General features: G+C 73.0%; 21 protein-coding genes. 11 read left to right on the plus strand and 10 right to left on the minus strand.

Going from position 1 to position 20,137, the window contains the following annotated elements; all coding sequences use genetic code 11:
- The first annotated feature begins 42 nt into the window (after positions 1-42).
- Genes ACZ6SA_RS17375 through ACZ6SA_RS17395 form a run of 5 tightly spaced genes read left to right on the plus strand, consistent with a single transcriptional unit; the run spans position 43 to position 4,200 of the window.
- The gene (locus ACZ6SA_RS17375) at positions 43-1,206 is read left to right on the plus strand and encodes a CaiB/BaiF CoA transferase family protein (RefSeq protein ID WP_465828889.1); all 1,164 of its coding nucleotides are present in this window, start codon (positions 43-45) and stop codon (positions 1,204-1,206) included.
- Positions 1,203-2,009: a citryl-CoA lyase gene (locus ACZ6SA_RS17380; protein WP_347644480.1), complete on the plus strand. Its 807-nt coding sequence runs from the start codon at positions 1,203-1,205 to the stop codon at positions 2,007-2,009. Before ACZ6SA_RS17375 ends, ACZ6SA_RS17380 begins: the two co-directional genes overlap by 4 nt.
- Positions 2,002-2,868 (plus strand): DODA-type extradiol aromatic ring-opening family dioxygenase, encoded by an 867-nt coding sequence (locus ACZ6SA_RS17385; protein WP_465828890.1) that lies wholly within the window; start codon positions 2,002-2,004, stop codon positions 2,866-2,868. The genes ACZ6SA_RS17380 and ACZ6SA_RS17385 overlap by 8 nt, the downstream gene beginning before the upstream one ends.
- Positions 2,865-3,224, plus strand: a complete 360-nt coding sequence (locus ACZ6SA_RS17390) for a hypothetical protein (RefSeq protein ID WP_132331584.1) — start codon at positions 2,865-2,867, stop codon at positions 3,222-3,224. The genes ACZ6SA_RS17385 and ACZ6SA_RS17390 overlap by 4 nt, the downstream gene beginning before the upstream one ends.
- 22 nt (positions 3,225-3,246) lie before the next feature.
- Entirely contained in the window at positions 3,247-4,200 is a 954-nt protein-coding gene (locus ACZ6SA_RS17395) for a zinc-binding dehydrogenase (RefSeq protein WP_465828892.1), read from the plus strand.
- A gap of 14 nt (positions 4,201-4,214) precedes the next feature.
- Here the strand turns inward: ACZ6SA_RS17395 and ACZ6SA_RS17400 are convergent, their stop codons facing one another.
- From ACZ6SA_RS17400 to ACZ6SA_RS17410, 3 genes are read right to left on the minus strand one after another with little or no spacing between them, the layout of a single operon-like run.
- Positions 4,215-4,895, minus strand: coding sequence for an aspartate/glutamate racemase family protein (locus ACZ6SA_RS17400; RefSeq protein ID WP_465828893.1), 681 nt, complete (start codon positions 4,893-4,895; stop codon positions 4,215-4,217).
- Entirely contained in the window at positions 4,892-5,824 is a 933-nt protein-coding gene (locus ACZ6SA_RS17405; protein WP_465828894.1) for a hypothetical protein, read from the minus strand. Before ACZ6SA_RS17405 ends, ACZ6SA_RS17400 begins: the two co-directional genes overlap by 4 nt.
- Positions 5,821-7,311 (minus strand): FGGY-family carbohydrate kinase, encoded by a 1,491-nt coding sequence (locus ACZ6SA_RS17410; protein ID WP_465828896.1) that lies wholly within the window; start codon positions 7,309-7,311, stop codon positions 5,821-5,823. The genes ACZ6SA_RS17405 and ACZ6SA_RS17410 overlap by 4 nt, the downstream gene beginning before the upstream one ends.
- A gap of 61 nt (positions 7,312-7,372) precedes the next feature.
- Here ACZ6SA_RS17410 and ACZ6SA_RS17415 point away from each other — a divergent pair, with 61 nt between their 5' ends.
- On the plus strand, positions 7,373-8,149 hold the full coding sequence (locus ACZ6SA_RS17415; RefSeq protein WP_347644486.1) for a DeoR/GlpR family DNA-binding transcription regulator: 777 nt from the start codon (positions 7,373-7,375) through the stop codon (positions 8,147-8,149).
- 24 nt (positions 8,150-8,173) lie between these two features.
- Here the strand turns inward: ACZ6SA_RS17415 and ACZ6SA_RS17420 are convergent, their stop codons facing one another.
- Together ACZ6SA_RS17420 and ACZ6SA_RS17425 are read right to left on the minus strand one after the other, a co-directional pair.
- Positions 8,174-8,296, minus strand: coding sequence for a hypothetical protein (locus tag ACZ6SA_RS17420; RefSeq protein WP_347644487.1), 123 nt, complete (start codon positions 8,294-8,296; stop codon positions 8,174-8,176).
- Complete coding sequence (locus tag ACZ6SA_RS17425; RefSeq protein WP_465828897.1) at positions 8,293-9,618, minus strand: SLC13 family permease; 1,326 nt, start codon at positions 9,616-9,618, stop codon at positions 8,293-8,295. The genes ACZ6SA_RS17420 and ACZ6SA_RS17425 overlap by 4 nt, the downstream gene beginning before the upstream one ends.
- 105 nt (positions 9,619-9,723) lie before the next feature.
- Here ACZ6SA_RS17425 and ACZ6SA_RS17430 point away from each other — a divergent pair, with 105 nt between their 5' ends.
- The gene (locus ACZ6SA_RS17430) at positions 9,724-10,350 is read left to right on the plus strand and encodes a FadR/GntR family transcriptional regulator (protein ID WP_347644489.1); all 627 of its coding nucleotides are present in this window, start codon (positions 9,724-9,726) and stop codon (positions 10,348-10,350) included.
- Positions 10,351-10,605: 255 nt separating this feature from the next.
- The gene (locus ACZ6SA_RS17435) at positions 10,606-12,927 is read left to right on the plus strand and encodes a rhamnogalacturonan lyase (RefSeq protein ID WP_347644490.1); all 2,322 of its coding nucleotides are present in this window, start codon (positions 10,606-10,608) and stop codon (positions 12,925-12,927) included.
- Positions 12,928-12,946: 19 nt separating this feature from the next.
- Here ACZ6SA_RS17435 and ACZ6SA_RS17440 read toward each other — a convergent pair whose 3' ends face one another.
- The 4 genes from ACZ6SA_RS17440 to ACZ6SA_RS17455 form a co-directional block, all read right to left on the minus strand.
- The gene (locus ACZ6SA_RS17440; protein ID WP_465828899.1) at positions 12,947-13,858 is read right to left on the minus strand and encodes a hypothetical protein; all 912 of its coding nucleotides are present in this window, start codon (positions 13,856-13,858) and stop codon (positions 12,947-12,949) included.
- A 95-nt stretch (positions 13,859-13,953) separates the two neighbouring features.
- Positions 13,954-14,517 (minus strand): hypothetical protein, encoded by a 564-nt coding sequence (locus tag ACZ6SA_RS17445; RefSeq protein WP_347644492.1) that lies wholly within the window; start codon positions 14,515-14,517, stop codon positions 13,954-13,956.
- Between the two features lie 239 nt (positions 14,518-14,756).
- Positions 14,757-15,494, minus strand: a complete 738-nt coding sequence (locus ACZ6SA_RS17450) for a hypothetical protein (RefSeq protein WP_465828900.1) — start codon at positions 15,492-15,494, stop codon at positions 14,757-14,759.
- On the minus strand, positions 15,491-16,204 hold the full coding sequence (locus tag ACZ6SA_RS17455) for an ABC transporter ATP-binding protein (protein WP_465828901.1): 714 nt from the start codon (positions 16,202-16,204) through the stop codon (positions 15,491-15,493). The genes ACZ6SA_RS17450 and ACZ6SA_RS17455 overlap by 4 nt, the downstream gene beginning before the upstream one ends.
- A 161-nt stretch (positions 16,205-16,365) precedes the next feature.
- Between ACZ6SA_RS17455 and ACZ6SA_RS17460 the strand changes: the two genes are divergently transcribed.
- The 3 genes from ACZ6SA_RS17460 to ACZ6SA_RS17470 are packed head-to-tail and all read left to right on the plus strand — an operon-like array spanning position 16,366 to position 19,096.
- Positions 16,366-17,538, plus strand: a complete 1,173-nt coding sequence (locus ACZ6SA_RS17460) for a sensor histidine kinase (RefSeq protein ID WP_465828903.1) — start codon at positions 16,366-16,368, stop codon at positions 17,536-17,538.
- 4 nt (positions 17,539-17,542) lie between these two features.
- Positions 17,543-18,196 carry a response regulator transcription factor gene (locus ACZ6SA_RS17465; protein ID WP_347644496.1) on the plus strand — a complete coding sequence of 218 codons (654 nt, stop codon included), beginning with the start codon at positions 17,543-17,545 and terminating at the stop codon, positions 18,194-18,196.
- Positions 18,197-19,096, plus strand: a complete 900-nt coding sequence (locus ACZ6SA_RS17470; RefSeq protein ID WP_465828905.1) for a phosphotransferase enzyme family protein — start codon at positions 18,197-18,199, stop codon at positions 19,094-19,096.
- Positions 19,097-19,106: 10 nt separating this feature from the next.
- On the opposite strand, the gene ACZ6SA_RS17475 is transcribed toward ACZ6SA_RS17470, so the two are convergent.
- Positions 19,107-20,084: a nucleoside hydrolase gene (locus ACZ6SA_RS17475; RefSeq protein ID WP_465828906.1), complete on the minus strand. Its 978-nt coding sequence runs from the start codon at positions 20,082-20,084 to the stop codon at positions 19,107-19,109.
- Positions 20,085-20,137 lie beyond the last annotated feature (53 nt).

Consider the following 20,137-nt stretch of genomic DNA (forward strand, 5'->3'; position numbering starts at 1 on the left):
GGCGGACATATGTCCGTTCAACGGACGCGAGGATGGGACTCGATGACTGACACCGAGCCGCGGGGGCCGCTGTCCGGCGTGCTGGTCGCCGACTTCTCCAGGGTCCTGGCCGGACCCTACGCCACGATGTTGCTGGCGGACATGGGAGCCGACGTCGTCAAGGTGGAAGGGCCGGGCGGCGACGACACCCGGACGTGGACGCCGCCCGCCAGGGGCGAGGCGTCCACCTACTATCTCGGGGTCAACCGCGGCAAACGCTCGATCGCCCTCGACCTGCGCGACGAAGCCGACGCCGACGCCGCCAGGGAGCTGGCCCGCCGGGCCGACGTGCTGGTGGAGAACTTCCGGCCCGGCGGGCTGGACAAGTACGGCCTCGGCTACGACGCCGTGCTGGCCGCCAACCCCGGCATCGTGTACGCGTCCATCAGCGGCTTCGGCTCCGGGGCCGGGGCGCGTGTGCCCGGCTACGACCTGATGGTGCAGGCCATGTCGGGGCTGATGAGCCTCACCGGCGACCCCGGCGGGCCGCCCTACCGGGCCGGGATCAGCGTGTTCGACGTGATGGCCGGCAACCACGCCGTCATCGGCATCCTGGCCGCGCTGCGCCACCGCGAGGCCACGGGGCGGGGCCAGCACGTCGAGGTCAACCTGATGTCGTCGGCGCTGACCGGGCTGGTCAACCAGAGCTCTGCGTACGTCGCCGGGGGCGTGGTCCCCTACCGGATGGGCAACGCGCATCCGAGCGTGTTCCCGTACGAACCGCTGCCCACGGCCGACCAGGACCTCATCGTCGCCGCCGCCAACGACGGCCAGTTCCGCAAGCTGTGCGAGGTGCTCGGCATCCCGGAGGTGGCCGACGACCCCCGCTTCGCCCGCAACGCGAGCCGCACGGCCAACCGCGAGGAGCTGCGGCCGATCCTGGTCGAGCGGCTCGCCCGGCGCCCCGCCGACGAGTGGTTCGACCTGCTCCTGGAGGCCGGGGTGCCGAGCGGGCCCATCAACACGATCGACGGCGGGTTCGCCGCGGCGGAGCGGTTCGGGCTCGACCCGGTCGTGGAGGTGGGCGAGGGCGAGCGGGCGGTGCCGACGACGCGGCACCCGATCCGGTTCTCCGAGACACCCGCCGGCTACGCGCTGCCGCCGCCCGAGCTGGACGAGCACGGCGCCGAGCTGCGCACGTGGCTGTCCGAGGGGCGGCCGTCGTGACGCCCGGGGACTACCCCACCGCGCTCGGGGCGTCGTCGCCCACGTCGATCACCCTGCTCGGCCACGACCTGGCCGCCGACGTGATGGGCGAGGTGGGCTTCGGCGAGCTGGCCTTCTGGCTGGCCACGCAGCGCCGCCCGTCCCGGGGGGAGGTGCGCGTGTTCGAGGCGGTGCTGGCCGCGCTGGCCGACCACGGGTTCACGCCGACGGCGATCGTGACGCGGTTGACGTACCTGTCGGCGCCCGACTCCGTGCAGGGCGCGCTGGCCGCCGGGCTGCTCGGCGGCGGCTCCCGGTTCCTCGGCGTCACCGAGGACTGCGGGCGTTTCCTCGCCGGCGTGCTGAAGGAGCGTGACCCCCTCCCCTCCGACGACGCCGGCTGGGACGCGCTCGCGCTGGACACCGTGACGACCTGGCGCGAATCCGGCCGGCGCGTGCCCGGGCTCGGCCACCACGTGCACAAGGACGGCGACCCGCGCACGCCGCGCCTGTTCGAGATCGCGGCCGAGGAAGGGCTGTTCGGGCCGCACCTGTCGCTGTTCGCCGCGGTCGGCCGGGTGCACCCCCGCGTGCTGGGCAGGACCCTGCCGCTCAACGGCGCGGGCGTCTGCGGCGCGGCCCTGGCCGACCTGGGGCTGCCGATGGAACTGCTGCGCGGATTCGCCCTCCTCGCCAGGACCGCCGGGCTGATCGGCCAGCTCGCCGAAGAGCTGCGCCACCCCGTGGCCAACGAGATCTTCCTGTCCGTGGACCTGAACAACCGGTCCGTGCCCCCCGACCCCTACGGAGAGACGCATGGCTGAACTCGTCGCGGTCATCGCATCCACCCACCACCCCTTCTACCACCGCGCCAGCACCTCCACGGGCGAGGACCGCCCGCCGTTCGCCGACGAGTGGGTGCGCAAGGTGGAGGCGTTCCGGCAGACCCTGACCAGAGCCAGGCCCGACGTGCTGGTCATGGTCGGCTCCGACCACTTCCACCAGCTGTGGCTGGACAACATGCCGCAGTTCCTCGTCGGCAAGGCGCCCTTCTACGACGCGAACTTCTACAACGAGGAACGCGAGTTCGGGCTGCCCAGGATGGTGTTCACCGGGCAGGAGGACCTGTCGGCGTACATCCTGCGCGAGGGCCTGGACGCGGGCTTCGACCTGGCCTTCTCCAACGAGTTGCGGATCGACCACTCGATCACGTGCCCGATCATCACCCTGCGCCCGCAGAACGACCTGCCGATCGTGCCCGTCTACACCAACATCTTCGCCCCTCCCCTGCCGCGGCCGAAACGGTTCGTGCAGCTCGGCCGGACCATCAGGGAACTCGTCGAGTCGTGGCCCTCCGACCAGCGGGTCGCGGTCATCGGCACCGGGCACCTGTCGCTCGAGCTCGGCGGGCCGCGCCAGTTCGGGCCGCACGGCCCCGACCCCGAGTTCGACCGCAGGGCCGTCGAGTGGATCTCCACCGGCGACCTCGACGGCTGCCTGTCGGAGGTCACCCTGGACAGCCTGTGGGAACCCGGCAACGCCACCCACGGCTTCATGGACTTCATGCTGATGATGGGAGTGGCCGGCGAGGGGAAGAAAGCCGACTATGTGGATACGTACGACCTGTTCCACACCATGGAGGCGTACTTCACGTGGTATCCGAACGGAGGCGACGGGTCATGAGCAAATACCTGCTGAACAAGTTCCTCTTCACCGTCGACCGCGACCCCGAGCTGGTCGAGCGCTACCGCGAGGAGCCGCGGGCCACCGTCGAGATGTGGGAGGCCGAGTACGCCAACCGCATCCTCGGCTGCCACACCGGCGAGTCGTCGACGTGGCTCCGCTTCGACGACGTCGAACGCGAGGCCCTGGCCGCTCACGACTACCCGAAGTTGTTCGAGCTGGGGGCGCACCCGTTCCTCACGCTGACGTTGTTCATCGCGATGTTCGAGCGCGACCACCCGCCGCTGGGCTTCCAGAAGGAGTACGCGCGGCGGCTGTCCCACATGAGCCTGCCGTACCCGGACATCGCCACATGACGGACCTGGACGTGATCGCGTGATGCGGGCCGTCACGATCGAGACGTGCGGCCTGCCGCCCGTGGTCGCCGAGCGGCCGGCACCCGTGGCGTCCGGTGCCGAGACGGTCGGGGTCATCGCCGCCCCGATCACCCCGCTCGACCTGCTGTGCGCGGGCGGCGCCTCCTACTTCGGGACGCCGTCCGTCCCCTACGTGCCCGGCGTGCAGGGGGTCGGGGCCGTCGGCGGGCGGCTCGTGTGGTTCCCCACGCCGGCGGGGATGGCGCCGGGCGACGGCAGCATGGCGGAGCTGGCGGCGGTGCCCGCCGAGGACCTCGTCGAGTTGCCCGGCGGCGCCGACCCGTTCGCCGTGGCCGCGCTCGGATTGTCGGCCGTGGCCGCGCACATGGCGCTGACCTGGCGGGGCGAGCTGGCAGCCGGCGAGCAGGTGCTGGTGCTCGGCGGCGGTGGCGTGGTGGGGCAGGCGGCCATCCAGCTCGCCCGTCTCGCGGGCGCCCGCCGGGTCGTCGCCGCCGCCCGTTCACCGCAGGCCCGCGAGCAGGTCCGGCAGGCGGGGGCGGACGCCGTCGTCACCCTGGACACCGACGACGTGGCCGCGCTGGCCGCCCGCTTCACCGCCGCCTGCGAGGGGCCGCTGGACCTGGTGCTCGACCCGCTCTTCGGCGTCCCGGCCGCCGCGGCGGCCCGCACCCTGCGTCCCGGGGGCCGGATCGTCAACCTCGGCAGCTCGGCGTCGGAGACGTCCCCGCTCGACTCCGCCACGCTGCGCAGCCGGTCGTTGCGGGTGCTCGGCTACACCAACAACGAGCTGACCAGGGAGCAGCGCGCCGCGGCCATCACCCTGATCGCCGAGCGGGTGACCGAAGGGCGGCTGTCGGTGGCGCACGAGGTCGTACCGCTGGAGCATGCCACCGAAGCCTGGCGACGCCAGGCGGCCGGCGAGGCCACGGGCCGCATCGTCCTGAGCACCACCTGACCGGCCGGGGCGGCTCAGGCCAGCTGGGCGACGCCGGAGCGCGGGGAGGAGAGCACCGGCACTCCCCCGTCCGCCTCCGCGACGATCCCGGCCATCGACGCCTGGGCCAGCACCACGACGTCCACCTGCCCCGCGAGCCGGCCGAACCCGTCCAGGACCAGGGCGTCGTGGCGGGCCGGATCGCCGCCGCGCAGCGCGTCGAAGGCGCCGTCGCACAGGTGCGGAACGACCTCCCGCGCCACCCCCTCACGGGACGCCGCCCGCCGGACCAGCCGGGTGGTCGGGCCGAGCGTGGTGGCGAGCGTCGCCAGCACCCCGATCCGCCGCCCGGCCCGCACCGCCTCCCCGGCCATCGGCTCGTCGATGCGCAGGATCGGCAGCTCGGCGAACGGGCGCGCCTGTTCGGCGGCCTCACCGATGGAGGAGCAGGTGACGAGCAGCGTCCCGGCTCCCGACTCCTTGGCGTACATCGCGTACGAGACCAGCCTGCGCAGGACGTGCGGGGGCGGGCCGTCGCCGGCGATGGTGTCCTGGAGCAGGCTCTCGTCGGCGAAGTGCAGGATCCGCGTGCCGGGCCGCACCTCGGCGGCCAGTTCGGCCAGCGGCGCGGCGAGCGCGGGCACGGTGTGCAACATCGCGATCGCCGGCCCTCCCGCAGGACGACCATCAGCCGGTCCGGCCGTCCGCGCCGTCATCGGGCGTTCCACGGGCGGGCGAAGGAGTCGACGATGGACGCCAGCCGCCGCAGCCGGGGCACCGAGCGCGTACGCAGCTCCGCGGCCAGGCCGGCGGACCCCACCACGTCGCTCCAGATCGCGCGGCCGGCCAGCATCCCCGACGCGCCCGCCCGGCAGGCGGCCCGGACGGCGGCGGGGAAGTCGTCCCGTTCCACGCCCTGGGAGAGCACGACCCACGGGACGGGGATCACCTCGTCGAGCCGGGCGCACTCCTCGGCCAGCCGTTCCTCGGGGGCGGCGCCGCCGAGCGGCACCTGGGCCTTGTACAGGCTGGGCCGCAGCCCGGCCAGTTCCCTGGCGGCCTCCCGGATCGCGGCGGGCCCGTCGAAGCCCGCCTCCTGGCCCTGGACGGGTTTGGCCACCCCTTCGAGCACGGAGAGCAGGCCCGCCTCGGCGCATACACGGACGAACGCGGCGGCGGTCTCCAGGCGGCGCCGCCGGTGCTCGTCATCGCGCCAGATGAGCAGCAGCTTGGCCGCGACCGCGCCGGCCCGCCGCGCGGCGGCCAGGTCGATCGTCTCGTCGATCGAGGTGTCCTCGACGGGGCCGTCGGGCGCCTGCCGGAGGCTGTCCACGGCGATGATCAGCCCGCCGGGGACCATGCCCTCGGCGGCCACCCGGTCGAAGCCGTAGTCCCTGTCGATCAGGAACCCGGAGGCGTGCGGCCCCACCTCCCGCGCCACCGCCAGCTTGAACCCGGCCAGGGTGTCGTCGTCCACCCGCTCCCCCGTGGCGGCGGCGAACATCTGCCTCAGGCTCTCCCGCTGGTCCATGGCGACCATGGCGAACCCACCGGACGGGCGGGCCAGCAGGTCGAGCGTGGGGGCGGGCGTGGTGGTCTCCTGGCTGGTCATGGGTGCTCCGATCTGATGGTTCTGCCTGGTCATCCGTGCTCCCGCCGGCCGGCGGAGGTCAGGAAGCGTTCGTACAGGGGGAGGTAGGCGGCGGCGAGGCCGGGGTCGTGCCGTTGCGGCTCGCGGGGCAGCACGGGGACGTCACCGAGCGAACCTCCCGCCTGGCCGGCGATGAGAGCGGCGCCCGCGCAGACCGCGTCGTCGGCCCGTACGACCTCCACCGGCACGGGCGAGACCGCCGCCTTCACGCGCATCCAGAGCGGGACCCGGACCTGCCCGCCGAAGACCACGAGCCGTTCGGGAGCGGCGCCGGTCACGGCGGCGAGCTCGGCCACGGTCCAGCGGGTGTGCAGGCACGTTCCCTCCATGGCGGCCGCCAGCAGGTCGCCGAACGTGTGCTCGGGCCCGATCCCGGACATCGTGACCCGGCGTTCGCGGTCGGGCGCGGGCGCCACCCTGCCGCGCAGGTACGGCTCGGCGATGATGCCCGTCGGCAACCGCACCCCGTCCAGCAGTCCGGGCAGGGCGGCGTACCTGTCCCGTCCCGCTTCCCGCTCGCCCGCGCGCTCCGCCGTGGCCCGCGCCCGGGGGGCGTCAGGGGGAGGAGCCAGGCCGAGGAGCCAGTCGAGCATGCCGCCGCTCGTCGGCAGACCTCCGACCAGGACGGTGCCGGCGCCGTCGAGCGAGGGGTCGGCCGTGGCTCCCAGGGCCAGGCCGGTGCGCGGGTCGGGCCGGTGCGCCGCCGGCGCCAGGACCGCCTCCGCCGTGCCCATGGAGTCGGCCACGTCCCCGGGACGGCGTACGCCCGACGCCCACGCGCCCACCGCGTGGTCGTGACCGGCGATCACCACGGGGGTCCCGGCCGCCACCCCGCTCGCCCTCGCCGTCAGCCCGCCGACGGGCTCCACCGCCCCGGCCGTGGGCGCCAGCTGCTCGGGACCCAGCCCGGCCAGGGCGAGGAGGTCCTCGTCGTAGCGGCCGCGTACGACGTCGTAGGCGAGGGTGCGCGCGGCCAGCGTCTCATGGGTGCGCAGCACGCCGGTGAGCGCGTACGCCACCGCGTCGGGCACGCTCGCCCACCACCGCATCGCCGCCGGCACGCCCGGCTCGTGCGCACGCAACCAGAGCCACTTCGCCAGCGGCGCCTTCCCGTCCACCCACCGCCCGGTCCGCGCGTAAACCGCCACCGCGTCCTCGCCCGCGCCGGGTGGGCCGGTGCCGCGGAGCGCGGCGGCTTCCTCGTGGCCGCGGGGGTCGTTCCACCACAGCAGCGGCGTGAGCGGGCGTCCCGAGGCGTCGAGGGGCACGCCGGTCTCGGCCATGCCCGCGATCCCGATCGCGTCGGGGCCGCGTTCCGCGCGGGCGGCGCACTCCGCCAGGGCCTCCACGACGGCGGCCACGAGGGCGGGCAGGTCGCGCGGGGTCGGGTGGCGTACGGCAGCGACGCAGCCGCCCCCGTCGTCGAAGAAGCCCACCTTGACGTGGGTGGTGCCCACGTCGATCCCGCACAACAACGCCATATTGTCACTATAAGTCCATAAGTTGGCCGAAAAACGCCAACTTATGGGGCATCATGGTCATATGAGCGACATGGAGGCGAGCCTGCGCTACTCGTCGGCCCCGCACAGGCGCGAGGCGATCCTGCGCAGGATCGAGCTCGACGGGTACGTCGCCGCCGCCGACCTGGTCACCGAGCTGGGCGTCTCCCCCAACACCGTCAGGCGCGACCTGCGCAGGCTGGCCGGTGACGGCCTGGTCAGGGCGGTACGCGGAGGCGCCGCAGCAGCCGACATGGGTGCCACGCCGTTCACCGACCGCTCCGTTCAGGCGTCCGCCGCCAAGCGGGCGATCGCCGCCGCCGCCGTACGCCACGTGGAGCCGGGCACGGCCATCGCCCTCGACTCGGGCACCACCACGCTGGAGATCGCCAAACTGCTCCCCTCCGGGGCGAACCTCACCGTGATCACCCACTCGCTGCCCGCCATCGCCGTGCTCGCGCCGAGACCCGACATCACGCTCATCGGGGTCGGCGGCCAGTACGGCAGGGACACCCGCTCGTTCGGCGGGCCGGAGACCCTGGCGTGGCTGGAGCACATGAGCGTGCGCACCCTGTTCCTGGCGGCCACCGCGCTCGACGGGAACGGCGTCTACGGGGCCACACCGTACGAGGCCGAGACCAAGCGCCGGCTCATCGCCATCGCGCGCAGGACGATCGTGGTGGGCGACGCGCGCAAGTTCGCGCTGAGCGCCCCGATCCGGGTGTGCGGCTGGGACGCGGCCGAACTCCTGGTGACCGACGGCGTGCCGCCCTGGTTCGAGGACGTCGGCGTCGAGTTCGCGTCACAGGCCCCCTCCTGAGGGCCCTCACCACCTCGGCCGGCGTCACGCGACCGCGTCGTCGACGGCGGTTCCGGGTGCGGTGGCGGAGTGGCGCGTGTCGGTGGCGCTGCCGAGGATCCGGTACCGGCGGAGCCGTTCGGCGAGCAGGTCGGCGGAGCGGGTCATGACAGCCCCGGCACGATCAGGACAAGCCAGCACAGAAGCGGCGCGGCGACCACGATGGTCATGCCCCACGTCATCAGGCGCTTGAACACGTCGTCCCGGACCGCCACGTCGGCGTTCGCGACGATCAGCGCGCCGTTGGTGGAGAAGGGGCTGCAGTCCACCACCGAGGAGGAGATCGCCAGCGCCGTGACCATGCCGACAGCGCCGACCTGCCCGGTCTGCAGGAAGGGTACGGCGAGCGGGATCAGCGCGCCCAGGATGCCGGTCGTGGAGGCGAAGGCGGACACCACGGCGCCGATCAGGCAGATCAGCAGGGCCGCCAGGAGCGGAGCGCCGACCTCGGCCACGCCGTCGCCGAGCCACTTCACCGTGCCCTGGTCCTGCAGCAGGGCGACGTACGTGACGATGCCGCCGACCAGGAGCACCGTACCCCAGCTGATCTTGTCGACGGCTCCGCGGGCGGCGGAGGGGAAGATCAGGGTCAGCACGACCGCCACCGCGAGCGCGAGGAAACCGATGTCGAGGTCGAAGACGAGCGCGCCCACCGCCAGCACGAGCAGGCCGATCAGCGTGAGCGAGCGCTGCGCGTCTAGGCGGGGCAGGGCGTCGTCCACGGGGTGGTCGCCGCCGTCAGTATCGCCGTCGGGGCCGTCACCGGGGCCGGGGCCGCCGCCGGCGCGGCTCATGACCGCCGTCCTGAACGACTGCCGGTCACGCTGCAGCAGCTTGGTGCCTCCGAAGGCGAGGAAGCCGACGAGGCTGATGAGAGCGCACGCGCCCAGCGCCCCACCGAACAGGACGGCCGCGTTGCCCGGCAGGTCGCTCTGGTCGACGACGCCGTTGGTGATCGCGCCGAAGATGCCGATCGGTGAGAAGCTCCCACCGGTCGAGCCCTGCACCACCATCAGGCCCATCATCACGGGGTGGATCCGGTAGCGGGCCGCGAAGCCCATCGCCACCGGCGCCACGATGGCCACCGCGGCCGGGCTGGCGGCGCCGATCGCGGTGATCGCGGCGCAGACCGCGAACATCACCCACGGCATCAGGGCGACGCGACCGCGCACGGCGACCACCGCCCGGTGCACGATCCAGTCCACGGTGCCGTTGGTCTTGGCCAGCGCGAACAGGTACGTGACGCCCACCAGGATGACGAACAGGTTCGCCGGGAAGCCGCCGAGCACGTCGTCCACCTCCACGCCGAACACGGAGGTCCCCACGACGAAGGCGGCCACGAGTGCGAGCGCGCCCATGTTGATGGATCGGATGGTGGCCACCAGGAACACCAGTACGAGCACGACCAGCGCGATGATCTCCGCTGACATCGGCAGCTCCTCAGGGGGTCGGGCGCCTGACCCGGTTACGTGCGCCATTTCCAGATTGGCCTAGCCTCTGCTCCACTGAGGCGGGCTGTCAATAGACTGTCCTCCGTGACCAAGAAGCGCCCGCAGACCTCCGCCGTTCCAGGACGCCTGGAACGGCCGCGCCTGTATGTGCAGCTGGCCGATCACATCGCGCGCTTCATCGAGGCCCAGGGGCTCTCCCCCGGCGATCGCCTGCCGCCCGAGCGGCTCCTGGCCGCGGAGCTGGGGGTCAGCCGCGCGTCGCTCAGCCGCGCCCTGGTGGCGCTGGAGGTTCAGGGCAAGGTCGAGGTGCAGCACGGCAACGGCGCCGTGGTGCTCGCGCCGACCCTCCAGGACGAGAAGCCGGCCCTGTCGTCGTTGTGGGCCGAGCGTGATCCCGCCGATCTCGCCCGGGCGCGGGAGGCCGTCATGTCGGGGCTGGCGCGCAGCGCGGCGGCCCACCCCGACAGGAGCCTCCGGCTCGCCCTGCTCGACGCGGACGGCTCTCAGGTCCGCTTCTCCGACACCTGGCCCTGCGTGCGCCGGCTGTCCGGGCCGAGCCTGCTGGCCGAGCTCGACGACCTGCTCGCGGAGGTGGCGCCGGTGGACGAGTCCCGGATCGCGGCCGACCGCCTGGTGGCTCTGGCCCGTGCCGTCGTGGTAGGTGACGAGCAGGCCGCCGCCTCCGCCTGCGCCGGCCTGTTCCACTTCTGACGCCCCGCACGGGACGCGCGCGGGGCGTTCGCCGGAGTACGGGCCGGCCGGAGCGAACCCAAAGAACCGCGCATTATCCATCAAATGTCCCGTGAAATACCGCCACGTCGCAATAAGTCGGTAAATAGCGGCGATACGCACCCTTGACACCTTGCCAAGGCAGCAATAACCTCCCGATTGATTATATCGATTTAATCCGCCAGGGTGCCGGGCCGACCGCATCCATGCGGGCGTCACCCCCAGGAGCCCGTGACCATGAAACCCCCCAGCAGCATCCGCCGCGCGCTCATCACCTCCCTGGCCGCCCTGCTCTGCCTCCCCCTCAGCGCGGCCCCGGCCGCGGCGGGCGGAGCCGGTCACGGACGGCCGGGCGCGAGCCTCCGGCTCGAACACCTCGACCGCGGCCTGGTGGCGGCCACGACCAGCGGCGGCGTCTTCCTGAGCTGGCGGCTGCTCGGCGACGAGGTGACGGGGTACGGCGAGACCGGCATGAAGGGCCCGGCCTTCCGCGTCCACCGCGACGGCCGCCCCATCGCCACGGTCACCGACAGCACCAACCACCTCGACGCCGGCGGCACCCGCTCCTCGCGCTACCACGTGACCCCGGTGACCAGGGGCCGGGAGGGCCGGCCCAGCGCCTCAGTCCAGCCATGGGATAAATCGTTTTATGACCTCAAGCTGCGAAAACCGGCCGACGGCGTGACGCCCACGGGCGAGGCCTACACGTACACCGCCAACGACATGAGCGTCGGCGACGTGGACGGCGACGGCCGCTACGAGTACGTCGTCAAGTGGGACCCGTCCAACTCCAAGGACGTCTCCCAGCGCGGCTACACCGGCAACACCTACGTCGACACCTACGAGCTCGACGGCACCCTGCGCTGGCGGCTCGACCTGGGCGTCAACATCCGTTCCGGCGCCCACTACACCCAGTTCACGGTCTACGACCTCGACGGCGACGGCCGATCGGAGATGATGCTCAAGACCGCACCCGGCACGAGGATCATCCGGTACGGGAGCAGGGGCCAGGTCGTCTCCGAGCGTTACGTCACCATGCCGCGCCGGGACGTCAGAGCGGGCTATTCGCACCAGGACGACTATCGCAAAAGCGCAGCAGACTATTTCGACCATGTTGTGGACATGTTCGCGAAATGGCACAAGCACCCGGAGGTGGTCGCGAAACGCTGGCCGGCCACGCTGGAAGAGGCCTTCGGCATCGAGCCGGCCCACGAATATCCGCTCTCCCATGAGGACGCCGTAGAGCTCGCCACCTATTTCGTCGACGTCTACGCCCCGGGGCGCAGCGGCAACAACCGGCTGCGCGAGTTCGAGGGCTTCGTCCTCACCGGCCCCGAATACCTGTCGGTGCTCGACGGCGCCACCGGCAGGGAACTGCAGACGATCCCCTACAAGCCCGGCCGCGGCGACGACGGGCTCATGTGGGGCGACTACGCGATGTCCAGGATCGAGCCGGGCAACCGGGTCGACCGGTTCCTGTCCGCGGTGGCCTACCTCGACGGCAGGCGCCCGTCAGCGGTGTTCGCCCGCGGGTACTACACCCGCACCACGCTCGTCGCCTACACCTGGAACGGCCGGCGGCTGGAGGAGGTCTGGTACGTCGACAGCGGCCACGCCCCGATGGCGAACCCGTTCGACGCCTCACCTCACGGCGTCCCCGGCAGCAACCCGGAATATGCCGACCTGACCACGCAGGGCTTCCACTCGATGAGCGCAGCCGACGTGGACGGCGACGGCAGGCAGGAGATCGTCTACGGCGCCGCGACCATCGACGACGACGGCGACCTGCTGTACTCGTCGTTCGCCGAGGGCCCGCCGCAGAGCAGCGTGCCCGGGCAGAACGTCCGGCTCGGCCACGGCGACGCCCTGCACGTGGGCGACTTCGACCCCGACCGGCCGGGCCTGGAGATCTGGACGGTGCACGAGGGCGGCGCCTGGGCGCCGTACGGATGGGCGTTGCGCGACGCGGCCACCGGCGAGGTGATCCACGGCGGCTACAGCGGCCGGGACACCGGTCGTGGCATGGTCGGCGACATCGACCCGGCCGTCCGCGGGGTGGAGGCGTGGTCGTCGATGCCCCCCGACCAGGAGATCCAGGCGGGCCTGTGGTCGGCCCGCGGCGAGCACCTGGGGCGCGGCACCCCCGGCACGAACATGAGCATCCGCTGGGCCGCCGACATGACCACGCAGCTCGTCAACGGCGCCGCGACCACCGAGCTGCAGACGCCGACGATCGACGACTGGAGGCGCGGCACGGTCCTCGCCGCCGACGGCACGCTGGCGAACAACTGGACGAAGGGCAACCCGGGGCTGGTCGCCGACGTCTTCGGCGACTGGCGCGAGGAACTGCTGGTCCGTACGGCGGACGGCGAGGCGGTGCGGATCTATCTGAGCACCGAGGTGACCGGCAGGAAGATGTACACGCTGATGCACGACCCGCAGTACCGCGCCGACGTGGCCCGGCAGCAGACGGCCTACAACCAGCCGGCGTACCCGGGCTTCTACTTCGGCTCCGACATCGACTGGTCGCGGGTCCCCGTGCCCCGCGTCAGGACATAGGCACGGGGCCCGGCCCGCCTCACGCGGCAGGCCCGTCGACGGGCAGGATCGGCCCGTCGAGGGGCTCGTCGCGGTCGCAGGTCAGCTCGCCGTCGCGCACCCGCAGCCGCGCGACCTGGACGGACGACCGGCGGCCTCCGTCGGGGTGGGTGAAGTAGAAGGCGAGCGCGTCCTCCCCCGTCACGACGACGTCGGCGTGGTGACCGAACCCGCCGTCGTCCCGGTGGGCGCCGGGCCGGTCGAGGATCAGGCCGCGCGGCTCCCAGGCGTCGAGGTCGGCAGAGGCGAGCACGCGCTGGCCGCGCCATTCGTCGACGATCATCCAGTGCCGGCCGCCGAGCGTGAACACGTTGGGCCCCTCATGCGCCGAGATCGTCACCACGGGGCCCCTGACCTGCCAGTGGTGCAGGTCGGGGCTGTCGGCGGCCCAGGTGTGGGACCCGTCGGCCTCGTCCTTGTACCAGAGCCGGTGGCCACCGCCCGGCAGCGGCGCCACGCAGGCGTCGATCACGTAGGGGGACGACAGGTTCAAGGTGGAGCGGTAGTCCCAGCGCACCAGGTCGGGGCTGGTGTAGTGGCGGATGTGGCGCTCGTGGGGCCGCCAGGCGGCGGGCACGCCGCGGATGACGCTGACGTACATGTGGTACGTGGCGCCGTCGTCGACGATCTCCGGCGCCCAGTAGGTGTGCCGGCCCCACTCGGTGCCGAGCCCTTCGACAGTGCCGCGGTAGAGCCAGGTGACGCCGCCGTCGGTGGACGACGCCACGCCGAGGTCGGTGCCGTGCACCCAGCTCACGTCGCCCCGGTCGGGAGCCGTCGCGCGCCTGCTGGTGTAGACGAGCCACCACGCGCGCTCCGCCCGGTTCCAGATGACGGTCGGGTCGGTGGCGCCGTCGTGGATGGGGTCGCGGTAGAGCGGCCGGGGGACCATCTGGCGCCTTCCTGTAGGTGATCGCCGCCACGATACCGGCCGGACGCGCCGAGGGCGCCCCCCGGTGCGGGAGCGCCCTCGGCGTACGTGCCGGGTCAGGCGGGAAGCTTCACCAGAACCGGCGTGGTCGCGGGCCGGGTGTCCTTCTCGGCCCACGCGCCGGTCGAGAAGGACACCGGGTGGTTCTTCTTGCCGGCCCCGTCGCCCCACTTGGTGACGACGTAGTCGATCTTGATGTGGCCCTTGCCCCCGTTGTCCTCGACGCCGAGCGTCTCGGAGTTGAAGGTGCCGCCGGTCAGCTCGGCGAAGGTCTTCGCGTCCAGGTCGAGCATGACCCCGCGGCTGGAGGGGTCGCCCGGGCCGCGGTCGCCGACGAAGAACGGCACCTTCTTGCCCTGGTAGATGGCGTACCCCTCGGTCATGAGGGGCCAGCTGGGGCTGGCGGCCAGGCCCTTCTGCATGGGCTTGCCCGAGGCGGGCAGGCCGGTGTCGCCGGCCCGTCCGGAGGCGTCGTCCCAGAAGTACGACGCGGTCGTCGAGCCCTTGAGCATGACCTGCTGCACGGTGCCGTTGTCGGCGTGTGCCGGAGCGGCGCCCATGGCCAGGGCGGTCGCGGCGGTCGTGGCCAGCATGGCAAAGGTACGCAGGCGAGCTGTCATGATGGTGTCAGGTCCTTTGTTAGGGGACTATGGCAGTTCGCGCTCGCTTGGACGGACGTAGCCGGGCGGCACGCCATACGGGACGCTACGCGGAGCACGGGGGAATCCAGCGGAGGGATCCGGGTTCCGGCGCCCTCGCCGCGACTGCGCGGGCATGGGTCATCGCCGGACAGTCACCAATTTAGCCCCTAAACCGGACAAAGGCAAACATATCGCCATGAAACGGATATAGATCTACCTCAACCGATCTCTCTGCGCATCGTCCGCACCATGCCCGCCGCCATCGGCAGCACGATCCACGCCAGCGCCGACACGGCCAGCCGGGCGGCGTCGCCGCCCGTCATGTCGCCGTTCACCAGCGGGACGGTGGCGGTGTTGAGGTCCAGCCACTCCATCGCGGCCTCCCCCGCGGCACCCAGCCGGCCCACGACACTCCAGACGACCGTGCTGGACAGGCAGATCACGATCGCCGCGGGCGCGTTCATCAGCACCGTCCCCAGGGCCAGCCCCTGGGCGGTGAGCAGGACCGTCGTCGCCGTCCATCCCGCCAGGGCCGGCGGCGCGACCTGCCAGTCGGCCGGCACGCCCTGCGCCGCCGCGACGGCCGCCGTCACCGGCACCGCGACCACCAGCGCGAACGCGCAGGCCACCACGGAGGCGACCAGGGGCGGCAGGCACTTGGCGGCCATCACCCGCCCCCTGCGGGGTTCGAGCGTGAACGTGGTCAGCGCGGTGCGGTGACTCCACTCGCCGGTGACGGTGAGGATGGCGAGCACGGGAAGCAGGATGCCGAACACGATGCCGGCCGTCCCCGCGACGGTCTGGAACTCGGGCCCCGAGACGGCGCCGCGGCCGACGACCGAGCCGACCGCCAGGGCGACCAGCACCCCGGCGATGATCCTGCTGCCGCGGGTGTCGACGAGCTTGCGCATCTCCACGCGCAGCAACGTCGGGAAGGGGACGCGTCGGGTGTTCATGCCAGGCTCCTGTCGGCGGCGGCGGTCAGTTCGAGGAACGTCTGCTCCAGGCCACGGCCCTGGCCGAGCTCGGCCGGAGTGCCCTGGGCGAGCAGGTGGCCGCGTCCGATCATCACGATGCGATCGGCGACCTGCTCCACCTCGTGCAGCAGGTGCGAGCTGAGCAGCACCGCGCATCCCGAGTCGGCCAGGTCGCGCAGCAGCCCGCGCATCCAGTGGATGCCCTGGGGGTCGAGGCCGTTGGCGGGCTCGTCCAGGATGAGCGCCCGGGGCCGGCCGAGCAGGGCGTGCCCGATGCCGAGCCGCTGCCGCATGCCCAGCGAGTAGCCGCCGACCGCCCGCCGTCCCTCCTTGCCGGTCAGGCCGACCAGCTCCAGGACCTCGTCCACGCGCGAACGTGGCAGGCCCAGCATCATCGCGCCGAGCGTCAGGACCTCCCGGCCGCTGCGGCCGGGGTGCTGGGCGGAGGCGTCGAGCAGCGTGCCCACCTCGTAGCCGGGGCGCTCCAGCTCGGCGTACCGCCGCCCGAGCACGGTGGCGGAGCCGGAGGTGGGACGGGACAGCCCCGCCAGGATGCGCATGGCCGTCGACTTCCCCGCCCCGTTGGGCCCGAGAAACCCGGTGACGGAGCCGGCCGGCACGGTGAAGGACACGTCGTCGAGCGCCTTCACGTCGCTGTACCTCTTGCCGAGGCGTTGAAATTCGATCACCCTCAGAGTCCATCGAACGCGCGCCCCGCGTGCATCGGACCTGGGTCCACGCCGGGTGGCGGCCCGGCCGCCACCCGGCGCCCGCGGTGTAGACCAGGGTCTGCAGCACGATGGACCCCGGTCGCTGACCGGCGCGGCGGCGGGTCCCTAGGCTGGTGGGCGTGCACGACGCCGACGAGCACCAGCCGCCCATCGACCGGCTGGGCAGCACGCTGCGCCACCTGTTCGCGGCGCTGCCCCTGCTGCTCTACGTCGTCATGGTGGTGCTCCTGTCGGGCCGCGTGCCGATGCCGTACAGCTCGCTCGGCTGGGTGCTGGCCGACATGGGGCTGGGCGCGGCCGGGCTGGTCCTCATGCGCTGGCGGCGCAGGTGGCCGTGGCAGATCGCGCTGGCCACCACGATCCCGACCATCGCGTCCTTCACCGCGAGCGGGCCCGCGCTCGTCGCCTACACCTCGCTGGTCACGCACCGGCGCTGGCGCCAGATCGTGCCGGTGGCCGCCGTGGCGATCCTGAGCATGTTCCTGGCGGGCCGGTGGCAGGGCACCCCCACCACGGGCCTGCTCAACGCGGCGGTCGGCGCCGTCACGCTCGCCGGCGCCACCGTCCTCGGCCTGTACGCCCGCAGCCGCCGTGACCTGGCCGCCTCCCAGCGGGAGGCGGAGGCGGCGGCCCAGCGGCAGCGGGTCGAGCAGGCCCAGCTCGCGGAGCGGCTGCAGATCGCCCAGGAGATGCACGACGTGCTGGCGCACCGGATCTCGCTGCTGGCGATGCTGGCCGGCGGGCTGGCGTACCGGAAGGACCTCACGCCCGAGCAGACCAGGGAGGCGGCGCTGGCCATCCAGGAGAACGCCCACCAGTCGCTCAACGAGCTGCGTGCCGTGCTCGGCACGCTCAGGCGGGACGGCGGTCCCACCGGCGGTGCGAATGAGGGTCCCGAGGGCCCGCAGCCGACGCTGGACCATCTGGACACCCTGTTCGAGGAGGTGCGGGCGGCCGGGCAGCGGGTCGAGGTGGACGACGCCATCGACTGCCGCGAGCGGTTGCCCACCCAGACGGGACGCCACGCGTACCGGATCGTGCAGGAGGCGCTCACCAACGCGCGCAAGCACGCGCCGGGCAGCCGTGTGACGGCGGAGCTGGGCGGCCGGCCGGGCGAGGGGCTGCGCATCAGGGTGAGCAACCCGGCGCCGCCCGGCCAGTCGGCGGGGCCCGGCAGCCGGCTGGGCCTGGTCGGCCTGGCCGAGCGCACCCGGATGGCCGGCGGCACCATCAGCCACACCGTCCGTCACGGACGGTTCATCCTCGACGCCCGGCTGCCGTGGGAGGCTTGAACCCATGACCCGCCTTCGCATAGTGATCGTGGACGACGACCCGATGGTGCGCACGGGGCTGCGCCTCATCCTGGGCGGCGAGCCCGACCTCGAGCTGGCCGGGGAGGCGGCCGACGGCAGGCAGGCCATGGCCGTGATCCGCGACCTGCGCCCCGACGTCGTGCTGATGGACATCCGCATGCCGCACCAGGACGGCCTCGCCACCACCGAGCTGGTGCTCAAGAGCCCTTCCCCGCCCAAGATCCTGGTGCTGACCACGTTCGACGCCGACGACATGGTGCTGCGCGCCCTGCAGCTCGGGGCGCACGGCTTCCTGCTGAAGGACACGCCGCCGCCCAAGATGATCGAGGCCGTGCGCGCGTGCGCGCGGGGCGAGCCGGTGCTGTCCCCGAGCGTCGCCCAGCAGGTCATCGCGGCCGCCACCGGCAGGCACGACCCGCGGCGACCGCAGGCGCTGGAGGAGCTGTCCCGGCTGACCGAACGCGAGCGGGAGGTCGCCGTCGAGATCGCCAAGGGCGGCTCCAACACCGAGATCGCGGCCGGCCTCTGCGTGAGCGTGGCCACGGTCAAGGCCAACATCACCCGCATCTTCGCCAAGCTCGGCACCGACAACCGGGTTCACGTGGCCATGAAGGTGCGCGACGCGGGACTGATCTGAATGCCGCTGGACACCGACCGGCTGCTCGCCGCGCTGACCGCCTGGAACCTGCCGGTGGCCTCCGCCGAGCCGCTGCCCGGTGGCTGGAACTCCGTCACCTGGCTGGTCCGCACCCCTCCCGGCACGCGCTACGTCGCCAAACTGTCCGACGTGGGGTCCGCCACCGCCTTCCTCGGCGGCCTGCGGGTGGCGGCCCGCGCGGAGCGGGGCGGGCTGGCCAGCGGCGCTCCCGTTCCCCTGCCCGGCGGCCGCCTGGCCGCGGACCTGGACGAAGGGCTGCTGGCCCTGCTGCGCTACGTCCCCGGCCGCCCGCCGGACGCCTCCTCGGCGGGCGACCTGCACCGGATGGGGGCCGTACTGGCCCGCGCGCACCGCGCGCTCGGCAACGACATCGCCGACGTCGGCAGGCAACACCGGTGGCCGTGGCCGTGGGCGAGCGACTGCCTGCGGGAGCTGCCGATGCCGCCGCACGTCCGCACGGCGGCGGCGCGCGTGCTGGAAGAGGCGCGCGAGACCGCCCCGCACCTGCGCGCCGGCGTGGTCAACGGCGACCCCGGCCTCGACGGCTTCCGCCTCAGCGCGCGCTCGCCCGAGGAGGACGGCCTGGTCGACTGGGGCGCGGTCCTGCAGGCCCCCATCCTGTACGACCTCGCGTCCGCCGCCGTGCTGACCCGCGACACCCCCCACGCGATCCGGCACATCGTGGCCGGCTACCGGGCCGTCGCCCCGGCCATCGACGACGAGCTGCCCCATCTGGGCACGTTCGTGCGGCTGCGCTGGATGGCCCACGCGATCTACTTCTCCGACCGCATCGAGCGCGGCCTGCTCAGGGGCGTCACCAGCGCGGCGGGCAACGAGGAGGGGCTCGAGGAGGCGTACGCCGGCATGCGCGGCCGCTGACGCGCCAGCCCTACGAGGGCCCTACGAGGGGAGGGCCGCTCAGCAGCGTGTCGAGGAAGAGCTCGCGGTAGCGGAGGGCGTCGACGCCGAGCGCCACGTCGACGCCGTGCGCCGTCCCGGCCAGCCCGTGGGCGGCGTCCTCGCCCGGCAGCGCCCGCCGGTCCACCAGCGTCTGGCCCCTGCTGTATCCGGGGGCGAGCTCCACGCTCACCGGCAGCCGCTCGGTGGTCAGGCCCTCGGGGTCGGCCACCGCGCACACCGCTCCCGCGTCGCCGAGCAGCCCGTCGCCGTTGACGCGGGGGTCGGCCCCGCACAGGGCGATCTGGTGCCGCAGCAGCAGGCCCGCCAGGCGGCTGCCCGGCTCCTCGTGCCCGATCAGCTCCGCGCACGTGGGCGCGTCCACGGAGACGTGGTAGAAGACGTCCAGCCCGTACATCGTCACCGGCACCCCGGCGTCCACCACGATCGCGGCCGCTTCCGGGTCGTGCCACACGTTGAACTCGGCGACGGGGGTGGCGTTGCCGGTCGAGGCGCTGCCTCCCATGAGGACCAGCCGCTCGATGTTGCCGGCGACCTCCGGGTAGGCCCGCAGCAGCAGCGCCAGGTTGGTGAGCGGGGCCAGGCCCACCACGACGACGGGCTCTGGGGCGCCGAGGATCGTGTCGCGCAGCAGGTCGACGGCGGGCACGCCCGCCGTTTCGCGGGCCGAGGCGGGCAGCCCGAGGTCGGCGAGACCGTCGGCGCCGTGGATGTGGCTGGCGTCGCGGGCCGGCCCGATGAGCGGCCGTTCCGCGCCCGCGCTCACCGGCACGTCCGGCGCGCCGGCCGCGTCAAGGACCTTGAGCGTGTTGGTGACCACCTGGCCGAGGCCCGCGTTGCCGGCCACGCACGTCACCGCGCGCAGCCGCAGCTCCGGGTGGCGCACGGCGAAGAGGAGGGCCAGCGCGTCGTCCACGCCGGTGTCCACGTCGAGAATCAGGTCCTTCATCCCATTCCTTCCTCGATGCACCTTGACAGGTGCGCGGACACCATCCCACCATG

Source organism: Nonomuraea sp. NPDC049378, assembly GCF_055586745.1.

What these genes read in the sequence shown, in the direction of transcription:
- ACZ6SA_RS17375 (WP_465828889.1), top strand. Translation starts at nt 43, where the DNA reads ATGACTGACACCGAGCCGCGGGGGCCGCTGTCCGGCGTGCTGGTCGCC.
- ACZ6SA_RS17385 (WP_465828890.1), top strand. Translation starts at nt 2,002, where the DNA reads ATGGCTGAACTCGTCGCGGTCATCGCATCCACCCACCACCCCTTCTAC.
- ACZ6SA_RS17390 (WP_132331584.1), top strand. Translation starts at nt 2,865, where the DNA reads ATGAGCAAATACCTGCTGAACAAGTTCCTCTTCACCGTCGACCGCGAC.
- ACZ6SA_RS17395 (WP_465828892.1), top strand. Translation starts at nt 3,247, where the DNA reads ATGCGGGCCGTCACGATCGAGACGTGCGGCCTGCCGCCCGTGGTCGCC.
- ACZ6SA_RS17400 (WP_465828893.1), bottom strand. Translation starts at nt 4,895, where the DNA reads ATGACGGCGCGGACGGCCGGACCGGCTGATGGTCGTCCTGCGGGAGGG.
- ACZ6SA_RS17405 (WP_465828894.1), bottom strand. Translation starts at nt 5,824, where the DNA reads ATGACCAGGCAGAACCATCAGATCGGAGCACCCATGACCAGCCAGGAG.
- ACZ6SA_RS17410 (WP_465828896.1), bottom strand. Translation starts at nt 7,311, where the DNA reads ATGGCGTTGTTGTGCGGGATCGACGTGGGCACCACCCACGTCAAGGTG.
- ACZ6SA_RS17415 (WP_347644486.1), top strand. Translation starts at nt 7,373, where the DNA reads ATGAGCGACATGGAGGCGAGCCTGCGCTACTCGTCGGCCCCGCACAGG.
- ACZ6SA_RS17420 (WP_347644487.1), bottom strand. Translation starts at nt 8,296, where the DNA reads ATGACCCGCTCCGCCGACCTGCTCGCCGAACGGCTCCGCCGGTACCGG.
- ACZ6SA_RS17425 (WP_465828897.1), bottom strand. Translation starts at nt 9,618, where the DNA reads ATGTCAGCGGAGATCATCGCGCTGGTCGTGCTCGTACTGGTGTTCCTG.
- ACZ6SA_RS17435 (WP_347644490.1), top strand. Translation starts at nt 10,606, where the DNA reads ATGAAACCCCCCAGCAGCATCCGCCGCGCGCTCATCACCTCCCTGGCC.
- ACZ6SA_RS17440 (WP_465828899.1), bottom strand. Translation starts at nt 13,858, where the DNA reads ATGGTCCCCCGGCCGCTCTACCGCGACCCCATCCACGACGGCGCCACC.
- ACZ6SA_RS17445 (WP_347644492.1), bottom strand. Translation starts at nt 14,517, where the DNA reads ATGACAGCTCGCCTGCGTACCTTTGCCATGCTGGCCACGACCGCCGCG.
- ACZ6SA_RS17450 (WP_465828900.1), bottom strand. Translation starts at nt 15,494, where the DNA reads ATGAACACCCGACGCGTCCCCTTCCCGACGTTGCTGCGCGTGGAGATG.
- ACZ6SA_RS17465 (WP_347644496.1), top strand. Translation starts at nt 17,543, where the DNA reads ATGACCCGCCTTCGCATAGTGATCGTGGACGACGACCCGATGGTGCGC.
- ACZ6SA_RS17470 (WP_465828905.1), top strand. Translation starts at nt 18,197, where the DNA reads ATGCCGCTGGACACCGACCGGCTGCTCGCCGCGCTGACCGCCTGGAAC.
- ACZ6SA_RS17475 (WP_465828906.1), bottom strand. Translation starts at nt 20,084, where the DNA reads ATGAAGGACCTGATTCTCGACGTGGACACCGGCGTGGACGACGCGCTG.